At 68.7% G+C, this 17,529-nt stretch carries 14 protein-coding genes; 8 read left to right on the forward strand and 6 right to left on the reverse strand.

Annotation, left to right across the window (positions count from 1 at the left end):
- Positions 1–1,195: RtcB family protein (locus tag QZW52_RS13845; protein ID WP_293999900.1), on the reverse strand; the 1,195-nt coding region annotated here is incomplete at its 3' end.
- Between the two features lie 155 nt (positions 1,196–1,350).
- Entirely contained in the window at positions 1,351–2,940 is a 1,590-nt protein-coding gene (locus QZW52_RS13850; protein ID WP_293999901.1) for a vWA domain-containing protein, read from the reverse strand.
- A 250-nt stretch (positions 2,941–3,190) separates the two neighbouring features.
- On the opposite strand from QZW52_RS13850, the gene rtcR reads away from it, so the two are divergent.
- Positions 3,191–4,849, forward strand: a complete 1,659-nt coding sequence (gene rtcR, locus QZW52_RS13855; RefSeq protein WP_293999902.1) for an RNA repair transcriptional activator RtcR — start codon at positions 3,191–3,193, stop codon at positions 4,847–4,849.
- Here the strand turns inward: rtcR and garD are convergent.
- Entirely contained in the window at positions 4,842–6,428 is a 1,587-nt protein-coding gene (gene garD / locus QZW52_RS13860; protein ID WP_293999918.1) for a galactarate dehydratase, read from the reverse strand. The genes rtcR and garD overlap by 8 nt on opposite strands.
- A 159-nt stretch (positions 6,429–6,587) precedes the next feature.
- On the opposite strand from garD, the gene kdgD reads away from it, so the two are divergent.
- From kdgD to QZW52_RS13895, 7 genes are all read left to right on the forward strand, one after another.
- Positions 6,588–7,499 (forward strand): 5-dehydro-4-deoxyglucarate dehydratase, encoded by a 912-nt coding sequence (gene kdgD / locus QZW52_RS13865; protein ID WP_293999904.1) that lies wholly within the window; start codon positions 6,588–6,590, stop codon positions 7,497–7,499.
- Between the two features lie 10 nt (positions 7,500–7,509).
- Entirely contained in the window at positions 7,510–8,871 is a 1,362-nt protein-coding gene (gene gudD / locus QZW52_RS13870; protein WP_293999905.1) for a glucarate dehydratase, read from the forward strand.
- Between the two features lie 48 nt (positions 8,872–8,919).
- Positions 8,920–10,419 carry an aldehyde dehydrogenase family protein gene (locus QZW52_RS13875; RefSeq protein ID WP_293999906.1) on the forward strand — a complete coding sequence of 500 codons (1,500 nt, stop codon included), beginning with the start codon at positions 8,920–8,922 and terminating at the stop codon, positions 10,417–10,419.
- Positions 10,420–10,450: 31 nt separating this feature from the next.
- A complete protein-coding gene (locus tag QZW52_RS13880; RefSeq protein ID WP_293999907.1) occupies positions 10,451–11,602 on the forward strand; it encodes an L-talarate/galactarate dehydratase in 1,152 nt (383 codons plus the stop codon).
- A 33-nt stretch (positions 11,603–11,635) separates the two neighbouring features.
- On the forward strand, positions 11,636–12,649 hold the full coding sequence (locus tag QZW52_RS13885) for a Bug family tripartite tricarboxylate transporter substrate binding protein (protein WP_293999909.1): 1,014 nt from the start codon (positions 11,636–11,638) through the stop codon (positions 12,647–12,649).
- 196 nt (positions 12,650–12,845) lie between these two features.
- A complete protein-coding gene (locus tag QZW52_RS13890) occupies positions 12,846–13,070 on the forward strand; it encodes an AbrB/MazE/SpoVT family DNA-binding domain-containing protein (RefSeq protein ID WP_293999910.1) in 225 nt (74 codons plus the stop codon).
- Complete coding sequence (locus QZW52_RS13895) at positions 13,067–13,471, forward strand: PIN domain-containing protein (protein WP_293999911.1); 405 nt, start codon at positions 13,067–13,069, stop codon at positions 13,469–13,471. Before QZW52_RS13890 ends, QZW52_RS13895 begins: the two co-directional genes overlap by 4 nt.
- 14 nt (positions 13,472–13,485) lie before the next feature.
- On the opposite strand, the gene QZW52_RS13900 is transcribed toward QZW52_RS13895, so the two are convergent.
- The 3 genes from QZW52_RS13900 to QZW52_RS13910 all read right to left on the reverse strand — a co-directional run.
- Positions 13,486–14,445, reverse strand: a complete 960-nt coding sequence (locus QZW52_RS13900) for an SMP-30/gluconolactonase/LRE family protein (protein ID WP_293999913.1) — start codon at positions 14,443–14,445, stop codon at positions 13,486–13,488.
- A 2-nt stretch (positions 14,446–14,447) separates the two neighbouring features.
- A complete protein-coding gene (locus QZW52_RS13905) occupies positions 14,448–15,281 on the reverse strand; it encodes an NAD-dependent epimerase/dehydratase family protein (RefSeq protein WP_293999915.1) in 834 nt (277 codons plus the stop codon).
- 36 nt (positions 15,282–15,317) lie between these two features.
- The coding region (locus QZW52_RS13910; RefSeq protein WP_293999917.1) for a glycoside hydrolase family 3 protein at positions 15,318–17,529 on the reverse strand (2,212 nt) is incomplete at its 5' end.

A 17,529-nucleotide genomic window follows, 5' to 3' on the forward strand; every position in this document is an offset into this window, starting at 1 on the left:
CATACACCACCTCCACCAGATCCCCCTGCGCCGCCATCACCGCATCGATGTCCTTGTACGCCATCGGAATCTCGTCGATCACGTCGGCGTCCTTGCGGCACTCGACGCCCGCGGTCGCCGCGATCTGGTCGGCCACGGTGTAGAGCTTCTTGGCCTTGGTGCGGCTCATCACGCGGCCGGCGCCGTGGCTGCAGCTCTCGAAGCTCTCGGGGTTGCCCTTCCCGCGCACGATGTACGAGCGCGCCCCCATGCTCCCCGGGATGATCCCCAGCTCGCCCTTCTTCGCGCTCACCGCCCCCTTGCGCGTCACGAACACGTCCTCGCCGAAGTGGGTCTCGCGCTGCACGTAGTTGTGGTGGCAGTTCACCGCCTCCAGGTGCGCCTCGAACGGCTTGGCGATCACCTGCCGCGCTGCGCCCACCACGCGCCGCATCATCACCTCGCGGTTGGCGCGGGCGAATTTCTGCGCCCAGCCGACGGCGCGCACGTAGTCGCCGAAATACTGCGAGCCTTCCTCGAAGTACGCCAGATCCTTGTCCGGCAGATGCACGTCATTGCGCATCGCGTCCTCCTTGGCCAGCTCGATGAAGCGCGTCCCGATGGCGTTGCCCACCCCGCGTGAGCCGGAGTGCAGCATGAACCACACCGCACCCGCTTCGTCCAGGCAGACCTCGATGAAGTGGTTCCCGGTTCCCAGCGTCCCCATGTGCTTGCGGTTGTTGGTGTTCTTCAGCTTCGGGTAGTCGGCGCAGATCGCGTCGAACTCGTCCACCAGCCCCGCCCACGCCGCGTCCGCCTCATCGGGCGGCGTGTCCCAGGCGCCGTGGTCGCGGCCTCGGCGCTCGGGATTGCGGCCGTGCGGCACCGCCTTCTCGATCGCCGCGCGCAGCGGCCCGAGGTTGTCCGGCAGATCCTCGGCCCGCAGCGTCGTCTTGCACGCCATCATCCCGCAGCCGATGTCCACACCCACGGCGGCCGGGATGATCGCCTTGAACGTCGGGATCACCGAGCCGACCGTGGCCCCGATCCCGAGGTGAACGTCCGGCATCGCCGCGACGTGGTGGAACACGATGGGCAGGCGGGCGGCGTTGGTGAGCTGCTGCAGGGCCTCGGGTTCGACGGGCACGCCGCGGGTCCACATCTTGATGGGCACACCACCTTCGGTGGCGACTTCGTTGTAGTTGACGTTGTTCATGTTCTTCGCCGGTCAATGTTGAGCAGTCGAGAAGGTGGGGCGCATGGTGGCGACCCGAAAAAAAGCACGACAAGGGATGACGAGACATTCGCAGGGATCGAACCTGCATTCACCAGATGTAGTCCCGTCGGCATTCGTGCGTAACTTGTACAAGGTCACTGCGATGCAATGACCACCTTGTCAATCTCGGCGACCCAGTGCGCCGCGTCGGTTTCACCCGCCACGAACCGCCCCATCGCGCCGAACACCGCGTCCGAGAACCCGCCGATGTTCATCACGTCCGCGCTGTCCACCACCTGCGTGGTGGTGCGCGGCTGGAGGTCGATGCACACCAGCTTCGCCTTCGGGCAGCGGGCTTTCAGGGCGGCCCACTGGCGCTGCGTTTCGGTGGCGCCGTGGCGCTGGCGGTCGATCCAGGACTCGTTGTCCGAGACGATGACCACCAGGTCCACCGCCGCCCGTTCCCGGTTCAGCAGGGCCAGCGGCGCACTCACGTTCGTGCCACCGCCGCCGATCGCCGCCAGCTTGGCCGCGTTGGTCATCACCGAGTCCTGCGGGTCGAGCGCCAGCGACACCACGTTCTCCTCGAACGGCAGCACGCGGGTCTGCGGGTTGCGCCGCACCAGCGCCGCCGCCACCAGCGCGGCCACGTCGATGCAGCGCACCGCGCTGGTCGCGCCCTGGCGGTGGCCGGTGACGGCCGAGGCCATCGAACCTGACACGTCCGGGCACACCACCACCCGGCCCGACAGTGCCGGCACCTGTGCCAATGCCAACGCCATCGCGTCCTGCAGTGCCTCGCGCACCTCGCCGGGCACGCCCGACTCGGTGTGGTGGTACGCCGCCAGCAACTGGTACGGCAGCACCTGCGCCCGCGCCACCGCCTGCGGATCGCGCAGCAGGCCGGCGATCTGTGCCGCCATGCCAGGCTGCGCGAACACGCCGTGCCGGGCGAAGGTGTTCAGGTTCTGACGCACCATCTGCCACGAACCCTGCGCCGCGATGCGCACCCACTGCGCCGAATCCAGCGGCAGCGCGGTCAGCATCTGGAACGGCACCGCCGGCAAGGGCAGAGCGGCCACCGCCGCCGCGTCGCCCGACAAGGCGGCGCGCTTGTACTGCTCGAACGCCCGCGTCACCGGGGGCAGCGCCGCCTCGTCATGCGGCTTGCCGATCAGCCACGCGAACCACGCGGCCCGCCATGCCTCGTCCGGCTTCGGGTGAACCATCTTCACCACGTCGGCCAGCGACGGCGCCGTGCCCACCGAGGCGTGCAGCAACTGCGCCTCGCTGGCGTTCAGCAGCCAGCGTTGCACCAGCTTCTTGGGCCGGCTGCCGAGTGACTGGCGACCCGTGACGCCACTGCGCAGGATCTGCACCCAGTGGCGCAGCATCTTGCCGCTGTCGATCACCGCGCCGAACGCCTGCACCATCAGCGGCACGTCCCGCGTCGCCAGCGTGGCCAGCAGCAGCGCGGGCATGTCCTTCATGTGGCCGGCCTGCCGGGCGTAGACGGCGGTCTTGGCGACGAACTCGGCGTCCACCTGCGCCGCCAGGGCCAGCACCTCGGCCAGCTCGGTTTCGGCGCTGGCGTAGAACGTCTGGCTCAGGCAGCCCGTGGCGGCCAGTTGCGCCAGTTGGTGACGCGGCGACAGGGCGTAGGCGCTGGCGCCTTCGGCATTCGTCGTGTTCGCGGCCGGAGTCAGCGCACCGCGCAGGGTTTGAAACAGCGTCTTGTTGACCATGGTCCGGCTCCTGAACTTCGTTGTAGGTTTGTTGTGGTTCTGTGCCTGTTCTATTGCAACGGGTGTGCCAGCCCGTGACGAACGGGCTGATTTGGTGCTTGACTATTGGCTAAGTCATTGTTCGTAAAAGGAAAATTTTTCAGTAGGCAGGTTTTTGATCGGTGAACTGTTCAGCCATGTCATCTGTAAAACTAGAATATTGGCTAATAAATTGGCTAATGAACTAGCTTGATCAAAAAGGCAAAACGCCATGGCCCAGACCCAGAACCAGACCCAGCCCCAGGCTCAGAAAACCGTCGTCATCGGCTTCCTCGGCACCCAGCTCGACGGCGGGCAGGGCGCCGGCCGCTGGGAAAAGTGGCGCCCGACCGTCTCGCTGACGCAGCACGAGGAGTTGGTGGTCGATCGGCTGGAGCTGCTCTACACCAAGCAGCACCTGCGGCTGGCCGAGCTGGTCAAGGCCGACATCGGGGCCGTGTCACCCGAAACCACGGTGAACCTCGTGCCGCTGGCACTGGACGATCCGTGGGACTTCGGCGAGGTCTACGGCGCGCTCTACGACTGGTCCCGCGACTACCCCTTCGACCCCGAGCGCGAGCGTTACTGGGCACACATCACCACCGGCACCCACGTCGCGCAGATCTGCCTGTTCCTGCTGGTCGAGGCGCGGTTCCTGCCCGGCGTGCTGCTGCAGACCGCGCCCCCGAAGCGCCAGCGCCATGGCGAGCCGGGCGAGTACGCGCTGATCGACCTCGACCTGTCGCGCTACGACGTGCTGGCGCAGCGGTTCAGCCAGGCGCAGGGCGACGCGGTGAGCTTCCTGAAAAGCGGCATCGCCACCCGCAACGCCCGCTTCAATGCGCTGATCGACGAGATCGAGCGCGTGGCGGTGCGCTCGAAGGCGCCGGTCCTGCTCACCGGGCCGACGGGCGCAGGCAAGTCGCACCTGGCGCGGCGCATGTTCGAGCTGAAGAAGTCGCGCCACCAGGTCAGCGGCGCCTTCGTCGAGGTCAACTGCGCGACGCTGCAGGGCGATGGTGCCGCGTCCGCGCTGTTCGGCCACCAGAAGGGCGCGTTCACCGGGGCGGCCACGGCACGCGCCGGTTTGCTGCGGACGGCGCACGAGGGCGTGCTGTTCCTCGACGAGATCGGCGAACTCGGGCCGGACGAACAGGCGATGCTGCTGAAAGCGGTGGAGGAGAAGCGGTTTTTCCCGGTGGGCGCCGACCGCGAGGTGGCGAGCGATTTTCAGCTCATCGCCGGCACGCACCGCGACCTGCGCGCCGACGTGGTGGCGGGGCGCTTCCGCGAAGACCTGTTCGCGCGCATCAACCTGTGGAGCTACCACCTGCCGGGGCTGACCGGGCGGCCGGAGGACATCGAGCCGAACGTGGACCACCTGCTGCAGCTCAGCACCGCCGAGACGGGGCAGGTGGTGCGCTTCAACGTCGAGGCGCGGGCGCGTTACCTGCAGTTCGCACAGTCGCCCGAGGCGGTGTGGAGCGGCAACTTCCGCGACCTCGCTGGCAGCATCACCCGGCTGGCGACGCTGGCCGACGGCGGGCGCATCGGCACCGGGCTGGTCGAGGCGGAAATCGGGCGGCTGCGCTGGCTGTGGGCACACCACGGCGGGGCGGGGCGGGCGGGTGCGGCGCCGGGTGGCTCACCGGTCGATCTGGCCGAGTGCCTCGACGCGGCGACGCTGGCCGGGCTGGACCTGTTCGAGCGGCTGCAGCTCGAAGCCGTGATCGCCGTGTGCCGCAAGAGCCGCTCGCTGTCGGACGCCGGCCGCGTGCTGTTCGACGTGAGCCGCACGCAGCGCAGCGTGGTCAACGACGCGGATCGGCTGCGGAAGTACCTGGGGCGCTATGGGCTGGAGTGGGGGCAGGTGCTGTCTGTGCTCAGGTAACCGGCGCCGGATTGAACAACACCAGCGCGTTGTGCAGCTTCCAGTGCTCCGCCCACGTCTTCTTCCCGCTGGCGACCTCCAGCATCAGCCGGAACATCGCCCAGCCCGCTTCCTCGATCGTCTCTTCGCCATCGGCGATGCGGCCGGCGTTCACGTCCATCAGGTCGTGCCAGCGGCGCGCCAGATCGCTGCGGGTCGCCACCTTGATGACCGGGCACTCGGCCAGCCCGTAAGGCGTGCCGCGCCCGGTGGTGAAGACGTGCAGGTTCATGCCGGCGGCGAGCTGCAGCGTGCCGCAGATGAAGTCGCTGGCCGGTGTCGCCGCGTAGACCAGGCCGCGCTGGTTCGGCCGCAGCTTCTCGCCCGGCGACAGGACGTGCGAGATCGCCGACGAGCCGCTCTTGATGATCGAGCCCATCGCCTTCTCGGTGATGTTGGACAGCCCGCCCGCCTTGTTGCCCGGCGTCGTGTTGGCGGAGCGATCGACGCGCCCGCGGTCGAGATAGCGGTCGTACCAGCCGAGTTCGCGCACGATCGCCTCGGCGACTGCGGGCGTGGCGGCGCGTGAGGTGAGCTGCTCGACGCCGTCGCGCACCTCCGTGTTCTCGCTGAACATCACCGTCGCCCCAGCCCGCACCAGCAGGTCGGCGCAGTAACCCACCGCCGGGTTCGCCGTCACGCCCGAGAACGCATCCGAGCCGCCACACTGCACGCCGACCACCAGCTCGCTCGCCGGAATCGTCTCGCGGCGGCGGGCGTTCAAGCGGGCGAGGTGCGGCCTGGCGCTGTTCACGATGTCGTCCAGCATGGACATGAAGCCGACGTGGTGGTCGTCCTGCAGGCAGACCGTCTCCGGGCCAAGGCCCGCATCGCGTTCGTCGGTGATCGGGAAACTGCCGGGCGGCAAGAGGCGATCCGGCTGCAGCTTCTCGCAGCCCAGGCTCACCACCATCACCTCGCCGCCGAAGTTCGGGTTCAGCGAGATGTTCCTCAGCGTGCGGATCGGGATCACCGCGTCCGGTGCGTCGATCGCCACGCCGCAGCCGTAGCTGTGCTCCAGCCCGATCACGTCGTCCACGTTCGGGTAGCGCGGCAGCAGCTCCGCCTTGATGCGCGCCACCGCTTGCGCGACTACACCGGCCACGCACTGCACGGTCGTCGTGATCGCCAGAATGTTGCGCGTGCCGACCGAGCCATCCGCGTTGCGGTAGCCCTCGAAGGTGTAGCCGGTGAGTGGCGCGTGGACCGGCGCTGGCACGGTCGCCATCGGCAGCCCCTGCAACTCGCGGGCCGCTGGCATCTGCAGCAGCCGTTCATGCACCCACGACCCTGCCGGGATGTCCTTCAGCGCGTAGCCGATCGGCACGTTGTAGCGCCGCACCACGCCGCCCTGCGCGATGTCCACGAGCGCAACCTTGTGGCCCTGCGGCACCTTGTCGCGCAGCACCAGCCCGGCGCCTGGCACGCCCGCGGGCAGCACCGTCCCGGCGGGCAGCCCTCCGTCGTTGGCGACGATGGCGACGTCGTCGTCGTCGTGCATGCGGATGGTCAGGGGCGGGCGGGGCTGGGGCATCGTCATTTCCGTCATCTCGGTCCGTGGTTCCATGGTCATCGTACAACATTATCTAGGATGGAATTTTGCAAGGACTTGGGCGCAGGGTTTTCCCGTTGGCAGCGGTGTGGGCTAGTTGTATGATGACTAACAACGAATCTGAACACGCCCCAACGGAGCTTTCCCATGACCCCGCAAGAACTCAAGACTGTCCTCGAAGCTGGCCTGCTGTCCTTCCCGCTGACCGACTTCGACGCCGAGCTGAACTTCGAGCCGAAAGGCTACGCCGAGCGCCTGGAGTGGCTGCAGCCTTACGGTGCGTCGGCGCTGTTCGCGGCGGGCGGCACGGGGGAGTTCTTCTCGCTGGAGCCGGGTGAGTACAGCGACGTGATCCGCGTCGCGCTCGACACCTGCCGCAACCGCACGCCGATCCTGGCCGGTGCCGGTGGCGCGACCCGCGTGGCGATCCAGTATGCGCAGGAAGCCGAGCGCCTGGGCGCACAAGGCGTGCTGCTGCTGCCGCACTACCTGACCGAAGCGTCGCAAGAAGGGCTGGTCGCGCACGTCCAGGCCGTGTGCCGCAGCGTGAAGTTCGGCGTCGTGGTCTACAACCGTGGCGCCTGCCGCCTGACGCCGCAGTCGCTGCTGGTGCTGGCCGAGACTTGCCCGAACCTGATCGGCTTCAAGGATGGCTTTGGCGACATCGAGAAGTTTGTCGCCATCCGCCAGACGCTCGGCGAGCGTTTTGCCTACCTCGGCGGCCTGCCAACGGCGGAATTGTTCGCCGGTGCCTACAAGGCGATGGGCTGCCCGGTGTACTCGTCGGCGGTGTTCAACTTCATCCCGAAGACGGCGATGGACTTCTACAACGCCCACGCCGCCGGCGACACCGCGACCTGCGACCGCCTGATCCGCGAGTTCTTCCTGCCCTACATCGCGCTGCGCAACAAGGGCGAGGGCTATGCGGTGTCGATCGTCAAGGCGGGTGCTGCCATTGCCGGCCACCCCGCTGGCCCGGTACGCCCACCGCTGAGCGACCTGAAGGCGCCGGAGGTCGAGGAACTGGCCCGCCTGATGGCGCCGCTCGGTGCGCAGTGAGGGAGTGGACGTGACGGCTCCCCAGACCTTCGCAGGCGCTGACCTGCCGCGGATCGCTGCGATGCGTGTCATCCCGGTCGCCGGCCGCGACGGGATGCTGATGAACCTGAGCGGTGCGCACGCGCCGTTCTTCACCCGCAACCTGCTGGTGCTGACCGACACGGCGGGCCACACCGGCGTCGGCGAGGTGCCCGGCGGCGAGAAGATCCGCCAGACGCTGGAGGACGCCCGCCCGCTGGTGGTCGGCCAGCCGGTCGGCAACCACCTGCGCGTGCTGCGCGAGGTGCAGCAGGCGTTTGCCGATCGGGACTCCGGCGGGCGCGGCCTGCAGACCTTCGATCTGCGCACGACGATCCACGCGGTGACGGCGGTCGAGGCGGCCATGCTCGACCTGCTCGGCCAGCACCTCGGGCTGCCGGTGTGCGACCTGCTCGGCGAAGGCCGCCAGCGCGATGCGGTCGAGATGCTCGGCTACCTGTTCTTCGTCGGCGACCGCACGAAGACCGATCTTCCCTATGTCGATCCGACCAGCGAACCGGACGCCGACCACGACTGGTTCCGCCTGCGCCACGAAGAGGCGATGACCCCCGACGCCATCGTGCGGCTGGCCGAGGCCACCCGCGAGAAGTACGGCTTCAACGACTTCAAGCTCAAGGGCGGCGTGCTGGCGGGGGATGCCGAGGTGGACGCCGTGACCGCGATCCACGAACGCTTCCCCGAGGCCCGCGTGACGCTGGACCCGAACGGCGGCTGGCTGCTGAAGGACGCGATTCGCCTGGGCCACCGGATGCGTGGCGTCGTCGCGTATGCCGAAGACCCGTGCGGCGCCGAGGGCGGTTTCTCCGGCCGCGAGGTGATGGCCGAGTTCCGCCGCGCCACCGGCCTGCCCACCGCCACCAACATGGTCGCCACCGACTGGCGCCAGTTCGCGCACGCGCTGTCGCTGCAGTCGGTGGACATCCCGCTGGCCGATCCGCATTTCTGGACCATGGCCGGCTCGGTGCGCGTGGCGCAGACCTGCCGCGACTGGGGTCTGACCTGGGGTTCGCACTCGAACAACCACTTCGACGTGTCGCTGGCGATGTTCACGCACGTCGGCGCGGCGGCGCCGGGCAAGGTCACCGCCATCGACACGCACTGGATCTGGCAGGACGGCCAGCGCCTGACGAAGGAGCCGCTGCAGATCGTCGGCGGCCATGTGCAAGTGCCGCAGAAACCGGGCCTGGGCGTCGAGCTGGACATGGTCGAGGTGGAGAAGGCGCACCAGCTCTACCTGCAGCATGGCCTTGGCGCCCGCGACGATGCCACCGCGATGCAGTATCTGATCCCCGGCTGGACCTTCGATCCGAAGCGTCCGTGCATGGTGCGCTGACCTCGCCGCCCCCTCTTTCCCCGGATTACAGGACCACAGGACTTCCCGATGACGACTCTGCTTTCTTCTTTCGAGGCCCGCACGGGCGCGGTGCTCGACCAGGTGCCGGCCAGCACGCCCGCGGCGGTCGATGCCGCCTGCGACGCGGCCGCGGCGGCGTTTGCGCCGTGGCAGGCGGCTTCGGGTGCCGAGCGTGGTGCGCTGCTGCGGGCGCTGGCCGCCGCGCTGGAAGGCGACCGCGCCGAGCTGGTCGCGCTGGCCGACCGCGAGACCGCCCTCGGCCCGATCCGCCTGAACGGCGAACTCGACCGCACGGCGTTCCAACTCCGCCGCTTCGCCGACCTCGCCGAGCGTGGCGAGCCGTTTGCCTTCACCGATGACCCGGCCGTCGCGGGTCCGCCGCCGGCCGGTCATCCGTTGATGCAACGCTGGTCGGTGCCGCTCGGCCCGGTGGCGATGTTCTCGGCGTCGAATTTCCCGTTCGCGTTCTCGGTGCTCGGTGGTGACACAGCGTCGGCGCTGGCCGCGGGTTGCCCGGTGGTCGTCAAGGCGCATTCGGGCCACCTGCTGCTGTCGAACCGCGTGTTCGGGCTGGTTCAGGGCGTGCTCGTGGCATTGAACCTGCCTGCCGGTCTGGTCAGCATGGTGCAGGGCGGCGGGCGTGACATCGGCGTGCGATTGGTGCGCCATCCGGCCATCGCGGCGGGCGCGTTCACCGGCTCGACCCAGGGTGGGGCTGCGCTGGCGGCGGAAGCGGCGGCGCGTCCGCGGCCGATCCCGTTCTTCGGCGAACTCGGCTCGGTCAACCCGGTCGTGGCGCTGCCCGCCAAACTCGCCACCGACGGCGCCGCGCTGGCCGCGACGCTGGCCGGCTCGATCACGCTCGGCTGCGGGCAGTTCTGCACCAACCCCGGCGTCATCGTCCTGATCGACGAGCTGCAACCCGGCCTCGACACCAAGGCGATCAACGACGGCTTCGTCGCGCAACTGGCCGAGGCGCTGCGCCCGCAGCAGCCGCACGCGATGCTGACCACGGCGATGCGCGGTGCCTTCGAAGCCGGTGTCGCGCATTGGGCCGCAGCAGGTGCCGAGATGCTGGTGCAGGACACCGCCGCTGCGGGTCAACCGCCGCGCCCGGTGCTGGCGCAGGTGTCGGCGCTGGATTTCATCGCCCGCTCGGCCTTGCGCGAGGAAGTGTTCGGCCCGAGCAGCCTGATCGTGCGGGCGGCCAGCCTGGCGCAGGCGCTGCAGGTGCTGCAGGCGGTCGGGGGCAGCCTGACGGTGACGCTGTGGGGCGTCGAGCAGGCGTCGGACGCGGCGCGGGCGCTGGTGCGTGGCGCCATGGCGATCGCCGGACGGGTGCTCTTCGCCGGGGTGCCGACCGGCGTGGCCGTCACCGCTGCCCAGCAGCACGGCGGCCCGTGGCCCAGCAGCAGCCGCCCCGAGTCCACCTCGGTCGGCGATGCCGCGATGGCGCGCTTCCTGCGGCCGGTGTGCCTGCAGGACGCCCCGGGCTGGCTCTCGGCACGGGCAGGCCAGCCGGTCTGACGCAGCCATGTCTTTGTCCATGCCCATGCCCATGCCCTTGTCCTCCGACCTGACCTCCGACGACCGCATCGCCTGGGTGCGCGTCTCCTCGTGTTACCTGCCGCTGGCCACCCCGATCAGCGACGCCAAGGTGCTGACCGGCCGCCAGAAGCCGATGACCGAGATCGCGATGCTCTTCGCCGAGATCGAGACCACCGGCGGCCACCAGGGGCTGGGCTTCAGCTACGCCAAGCGGGCCGGCGGCCCCGGCCAGTTCGCGCACGCCTGCGAAGTCGCTCCGGCGCTGATCGGCGAAGACCCGAGCGACATCGCCCGGCTGTGGGACAAGCTGTGCTGGGCGGGGGCCTCGGTCGGGCGCAGCGGCATGGCGACGCAGGCGATCGGTGCGTTCGACGTGGCGCTGTGGGATCTGAAGGCGCGCCGTGCCGGGCTGTCGCTGGCCAAGCTGCTGGGTGCGCACCGGGAGTCTGTTCGCTGCTACAACACGTCGGGCGGTTTCCTGCACACGCCGCTCGACCAGTTGCTGGTGAACGCCTCGGCCTCGATCGCACGCGGCATCGGCGGCATCAAGCTCAAGGTCGGCCAGCCCGACTGCGCTCTGGATGTGCAGCGGGTCTCGGCCGTGCGCCGGCACCTGGGCGACGGCGTCGCGCTGATGGTGGATGCCAACCAGCAGTGGGACCGCCCGACCGCGCAGCGCATGTGCCGCCTGTTCGAGCCGTACCACCTGGTCTGGATCGAGGAGCCGCTGGACGCCTACGACCACGAAGGCCATGCGGCGCTGGCGGCCCAGTTCGACACGCCGATCGCCACCGGCGAGATGCTCACCAGCGCCGCCGAGCACGGCGACCTGATCCGCCACCGCGCCGCCGACTACCTGATGCCCGACGCACCGCGGGTCGGTGGCATCACGCCGTTCCTGAAGATCGCCGCCCTGGCCGACCACGCCGGGCTGATGCTGGCGCCGCATTTCGCGATGGAGCTGCACGTCCACCTCGCCGCCGCCTACCCGCGCGAGCCGTGGGTGGAGCATTTCGAGTGGCTGGAGCCGCTGTTCAACGAACGCATCGAGATCCGGGACGGCCGGATGCTGGTGCCCAGGCGCCCTGGACTCGGGCTGAGCCTGAGCGAGCAGAGCCGCACCTGGACCCGCGAAGTCCGTGAAATCGGCGTGCGCGCCTGACCCTGTTTTTCCCCCTGTACCGGAGACAAGACCATGAAGACGATCCGCCGCACCCTGCTCGCCGCCGCTGCCAGCACCCTGGCTCTGCTGGCGCTGCCCGCGCTGGCGCAGTCCACCGACTACCCGACCAAGCCGGTCAAGATCATCAGCCCGTTCCCTGCTGGGGGCACCAGCGACATCATGGCTCGCCTGATCGCCGAGGCACTCTCGAAGGAACTGGGCCAGCAGTTCATCGTGGACAACATCGGCGGCGCAGGCGGCACCATCGGCACCCTGCGCGGCGCCAAGTCCACCCCGGACGGCTACACGCTGCTGCAGACCGGCGTCGGCCAGAACGCGGTCGCTCACGGCCTGAATCCCGCGCTCGGCTACGACTCGATGAAGGACTTTGTCCACCTGGCGCAGGTCCATTCCGGTCCGAACGTGCTGGTGGTCAACGCCGATGCGCCGTACAAGACCTTCAAGGAGCTGGTCGAGTACATCCGCAAGAACCCCGGCAAGCTGAACTACGGCTACACGCACGCGGCGTCGGGCCACATGGCGATGGAGCTGCTCAAGCAGGAAGCCAGCAAGTGCCCGCCCGGCGCCAAGAACTGCAATGGCTTCTTCGTGGTCGGTATTCCCTACCGCGGTGGCGGTCCGATGATGCAAGACCTGCTGGGTGGCCAGATTCCGATGATGTTCATCAACCAGGACGTGGCACTGCCGCACGTCAAGTCCGGCAAGCTGCGTCCGCTGGCGGTCAGCAGCCTGCAGCGCAACCCGCTTTACCCGGAGGTGCCGACGGTCGCGGAGAGCGGTTTCCCTGGCTTCCAGGCGCTGTCGTGGTCCGGCCTGTCCGCCATCAAGGGCACGCCGCAGCCGGTCGTGGACAAGCTGGACGCGGCGCTGAAAAAGGTGATGACCTCGCCCGAGATCAAGCAGCGGCTGGAGTCCACCGGCTTCGTGGTGCCGCAGCCGGGGGCCAAGCCCTACACCGACTTCGTGAAGAGCGAGATCGACCTGTGGGCCAAGGTGATCAAGACGGCGGGCATCAAACCGGAGTGAGGGACATCGGCGTGGCAGCCGCGGGCATCGGTCTGGCGATCGCGCGTAGCCCTGCACCACCTGGCAGCCCAGTGCTGCCAGGTGGCCGATCATCGACTCGCACGCCATCCAGCGCGTCGGCGCCGGTGCCGTTGACTGGCCGTGACCCCAGTATTACTATTCCTGCATTCGTAATACTTTCTGAGCAAGGAAGACCATGGCCGACGCCACCACCCTGACCAGCAAGGGGCAAGTCACGGTGCCTCGCGAAGTCCGCGACCGCCTGGGGCTGAAGGCTGGCGACAAGCTGACCTTCACGCTGCTGAGCGATGGCACCGTCATCATGCGGGCCAAGACCAAGCGGCTGGCCGACCTCGCCGGGATGCTCACCCGGCCTGACCAGCCGAGGGTTTCCATCGAGGACATGAATCCGTTCAAATGAGCATCGCCATTGACACGAACGTCCTGGTTCGACTGCTCGTCCGGGACGACGAAGCGCAGTTCACCGCCGCACGCCGTCTGGTGGAGGGCGCAGCGCAGGCCGAAGAACCCGTCCTCGTCATGCTCTGTGCGCTGCTGGAGACCGAGTGGGTGCTTCGCAGCCGCTACAAGCTCGACAAGACCTCCATCTCGGGCGCCTTCGCGCGCCTGCTCGACAGCGGTGATGTCGAATTCGAACACGAGCCGACGGTCGAGGAAGCGCTGTATCTCTGGAGCCAGCAGTCGAGAGCCGACTTCGCCGACTGCCTTCTCAGTGCGCGCGCGGCGCACCTGGGTCGGTCCAGGTTCATGACCTTCGATGTCGGCGCCTCCAGGCTGCCGCGGGCTGAATTGCTGGCCTGACTGCCACTGTCCGCCTACCGAACCGCCCCCGTCGTGTTCACATGCAGCGCATACACCGAATGGCTCGCCGCCATGAACAGCCGATTCCCCTTCGCCCCGCCGAAGCAGACATTCGCGCATCGCTCCGGCAGGTGAACATGGCCGATCGGCTGGCCCGCCGGGTTGTAGACCCGCACGCCGTCCAGCGCGGCGGCGTCGGTGCCCGGCGCGCCGTTGGTGCCGAAGCCGCACCAGAGGTTGCCCGCCACGTCGCAGGCCATGCCGTCGAGCGCCCCTGGCCCGTCGGCATCGACGTGCAGCCGCTGGTTCGACAGCGTGCCGTCGGCGGCGTGGTCGTAGGCCCAGACCAGGCGGTGCGGTGCGGCGCGGCTCTCGATCACATAGAGCACCGACTCGTCCGGCGAAAACGCCAGGCCGTTCGGACCCGCGAGGTCGTCGAGCGCGCAGTCGAGCCGCCCGGTCGCCGCGTCGATCCGGTAGACCCCGTGCGGCCGCTCCGGCGTGCCAGGCTCGCCTTCCCAGTGGCCGTGCAGCCCGAAATCCGGGTCCGTGAACCAGACCGCGCCATCGCGGCGGCACAGCGTGGTGTCGTTGGGCGAGTTCAGCCGGGCGCCCTCGAACCGATCGGCCAGCACGGTGACGCGGCCGTCGTGCTCGGTGCGCGTGATGCGGCGCGTCAGGTGTTCGCAACTGATGAGCCGGCCCTGCGCATCGCGGGCGTGGCCGTTGGCGTTGTTCGACGGCTGGCGGAACACGCTCACCGCGCCTGAGCAATCGTCCCAGCGCAGGATGCGGTCGTTCGGGATGTCCGACACCAGCAGGTAACGCCCGTCGCCGAACCACACCGGCCCCTCCGCCCAGCGCAGCCCGGTGGCCAGTCGTTCGACACTGGCGCTGTAGAGCCGCAGTTTCAGGAAGTCCGGGTGCAGGACTTCGATGGCGGGATCGGGGTAGCGCAGCGACAGCGGCTCCATGGTCACTCCCCGGCGAAGAACGGCCCGGTGCGCACGAAGGCACCCCCCTGGTAGCGCACGGCGGGGTCGTCGCGGTCCAGCGTCTGCTGGCGCGCCTCGACCTCGGCGCGGAACACATCCGACGAGTCCTGCGGCCGGTAGCCGAGGTGGCGGGCCGAGGTGTTGTCCCACCAGGTCGTGGCGTTGTCGCTCATGCCGTAAATGATGCTGTGACCGACCACTGGGGCGGTCAGTGCGGCGACGATCAGCCTCTCCGTGTCGTCGTAGCTCATCCAGGTGGCGAGCATGCGCCGGTCCTTGGGGGCGGCGAACGACGAGCCGATGCGCACGCTCACCGTCTCGATGCCGAAGCGGTCCCAGTAGAGCTGCGCCAGGTTTTCGCCAAAGGCTTTCGACAGCCCGTAGAAGCCGTCCGGGCGCACCGGGTCGCGCGGGCTGACCACCTCGTCCTGGCGGTAGAAGCCGGTGACGTGGTTGGAGCTGGCGAAGACGATGCGCTTGACGCCGTGGTGGCGGGCGGCTTCGTAGAGGTTGACCATGCCGGTGATGTTGCCGTCGCGGATGGACTCCCAGGTCTGCTCGGTCGAGACGCCGCCCATGTGGACGACCGCCTCGACGCCTTCGAGGGCGGCGAACACGGCGGCCTTGTCCGCGAGGTCGGCCGGGGCGATTTCCTCACCCGGGCCGGCGGCGCCGAGCGTGTCTCCCCGGGCGCTCAGGCGCAGCGTGTCGCAATAGGCTTGCAGGCGAGGCCGGAGTTCGCGGCCGAGGTTGCCGGCCGCGCCGGTCAGCAGCAGGCGCTTGAAACGGATTGCGGAAGCGGGGTGAGGCAGCATCGTGGCGTTTTCCTTCAGGCGGGCATCCGCACCGGATCAGTAGCTCAGGCCGAAGCCGAACGGGTACAGCGTGTCCTTGGCCGGGTAGCCAGGGGCATCGGGCTGGTTGTCGATGACGGCTTGCAGGTGGCTGGCCAGCGCGAACGGCAGCTTGCCCTGCGGCTTGACCGGCGCGCCGCTGGCCAGCACCTTGCCGGTCAGCACGTCGAGCAGCGCGGTGTTGCTGACGCCGAAGCTGGCGACGAGCGCGCCCGCCTTGCGCAAGCCGCTGGCTTCGTCGATCACCCAGGGCTGGCGGAAGTTGATGCTCAAGACCACCTTCTCCGGGCCAATCTCCTTCATCACCGCCTGGATGTCGGCCAGCGACGGCGACAGGCGCCACGACTTCGACGCCGCCATCGTCGTGAACGAGATGTTGTTGACTTCCCAGGGGAAGGCGCCACCGAACACCAGACCGAGCGGGCTGGGTCCGCCCAGGTTGCCGTCATCGACGCACAGCGGGTTGGCGGCCGGGTGCGTGATGCAGGGGTCTTCGGCGCCCCAGGTCTTGCCGGTCAGCGGGTTGAGGAAGGCGGGGTTGGAACCGAACGCCACGTCCTTGGTGCGGTAGGCGTTGGTGCCGGCGTTGCTGACCTCGACGCGGATCACCGCACGGTCGAAGCCGGTGGCCGAGGCCCGCCCGCTCAGGTTGCCGGCGGCATCGCGTTTGAGCGGCTGGCCGTCGGCGCCGACTTCGCCGTTGGTGGTGTTGCTGAAGTACTGCCGGGCATCGGCGCTGTCCAGGCCCATCGTGTAGGTGTTGGCTTCGCGTGACAGCGGCAGCGCACGGGCGGCACCACTGCCCGGGTTCTGCAGCAGCACGATGGAGCGGCGCTGCACGTCCAGCCCGGTCTGGCGATAGACCTCGCGGCCGACGATGCCCCCCGCCTGGCCTTCATCGACATACGGGTTTTCGAACAGGCCCAGCGCGAACAGCGGTTGGACGAGGCGCTTGGCCGCCTCGGTGACGCGGGCCTCGCTGACCAGCCCGGCCTTGACCAGATCGGTGATGGTCTTGACATCGTGGAAGCCCGACAGCGTCTCGGTGCCGCCGTTGATCGCCGCGGCGACGCGCTCGGGCACGGTCTTGCCTTCCAGCCCCCAGGCACGGTCGTTGATCACGCCGGTGTCGGAGTTGACATAGCCCTTGAAGCCGAGCTTGCCGCGCAGCAAGTCGGTGACGATCTGCTTGAAGAAGGCCATGCCGGTCTGCTCGTACTTGACGCCCTCGTGGGTCACGTCGATCGGGACACCGTAGTACGGCATGATCGACGACACCCCCGCGTCGATGGCGGCTTGCCACGGCTTGAGGTGGTAGCCGAAGTTGCCGGCCGGGTAGACCTGGTTCTTGCCGAAGGCGTAGTGCGGGTCCAGCCCGAGTTCCTGCGGGCCGCCACCGGGGAAGTGCTTCATGGTCAGTGCGACCGGCGAGGCGGGGTTGAGCGGCCCGCCTTGCAGGTGGCCGACCAGCGTCTTCATGATGTTGGCGCCGAGGTCCGCGTCCTCGGTGAAGGTTTCATGGACCCGGTACCAGCGCGGCTCGGTGGCCAGGTCGGCCATGTAGCCGTACATGCCGCGCAGGCCGATCGCCTTCCACTCCTCGCCCATCACATGCGAGAAGAGCTTGATCACCGCCATGTCGCCGGCGGTGGTCTTGCCGGTCTTCAGGAACTCGTCGCCCAGCGCCGCAGCGGCCAGACCGGCTTCCTTCGGGAACTCGGTCATCACGCCCGAGGCGTTGTTGATGCCGGTGCGCGCATCCCGCTCGAAGTGGTTGCGCGCGTTGGACTTGAACAGCGCCGGGATGCCCAGGCGGGTGCCTTCGGTCAGGGCCTGCACGCTGTTGGTGAACTGCGCGGCCTGCTGCGGGGTCAGTTGCGAGCCGGCGCGGATGCCGGCGTCCGGGTTGCAGGTGCCCACCGCGTTGACCACGTTGCGCAGGATGAAGCGGTGCATCTGCTGCCGGTTGACGTACTCGGTTGCCGCGGGCTGCAGTGCGCCGCCGCAGCCGCCGTTGAGCGTCTCGATCAGCATCAGGCCGGCCTTCTCCTCCAGCGTCATCTGTGCCACGAGGTCATCGACACGCTGGTCGATCGGGCGGCGCCAGTCTTCATAGGCATCGAGCTTGCCGTTGCCGTTGAGATCCTTGAACTTCAAGGCACCGATGGCGAGGATCGGCTTGGCGCGCGTCCCGAGGAGGGGTTGCTCG

Origin of the sequence: Sphaerotilus sp., from assembly GCF_013299175.1 — a bacterium.
Classification (GTDB): Bacteria; Pseudomonadota; Gammaproteobacteria; order Burkholderiales; family Burkholderiaceae_C; genus Sphaerotilus.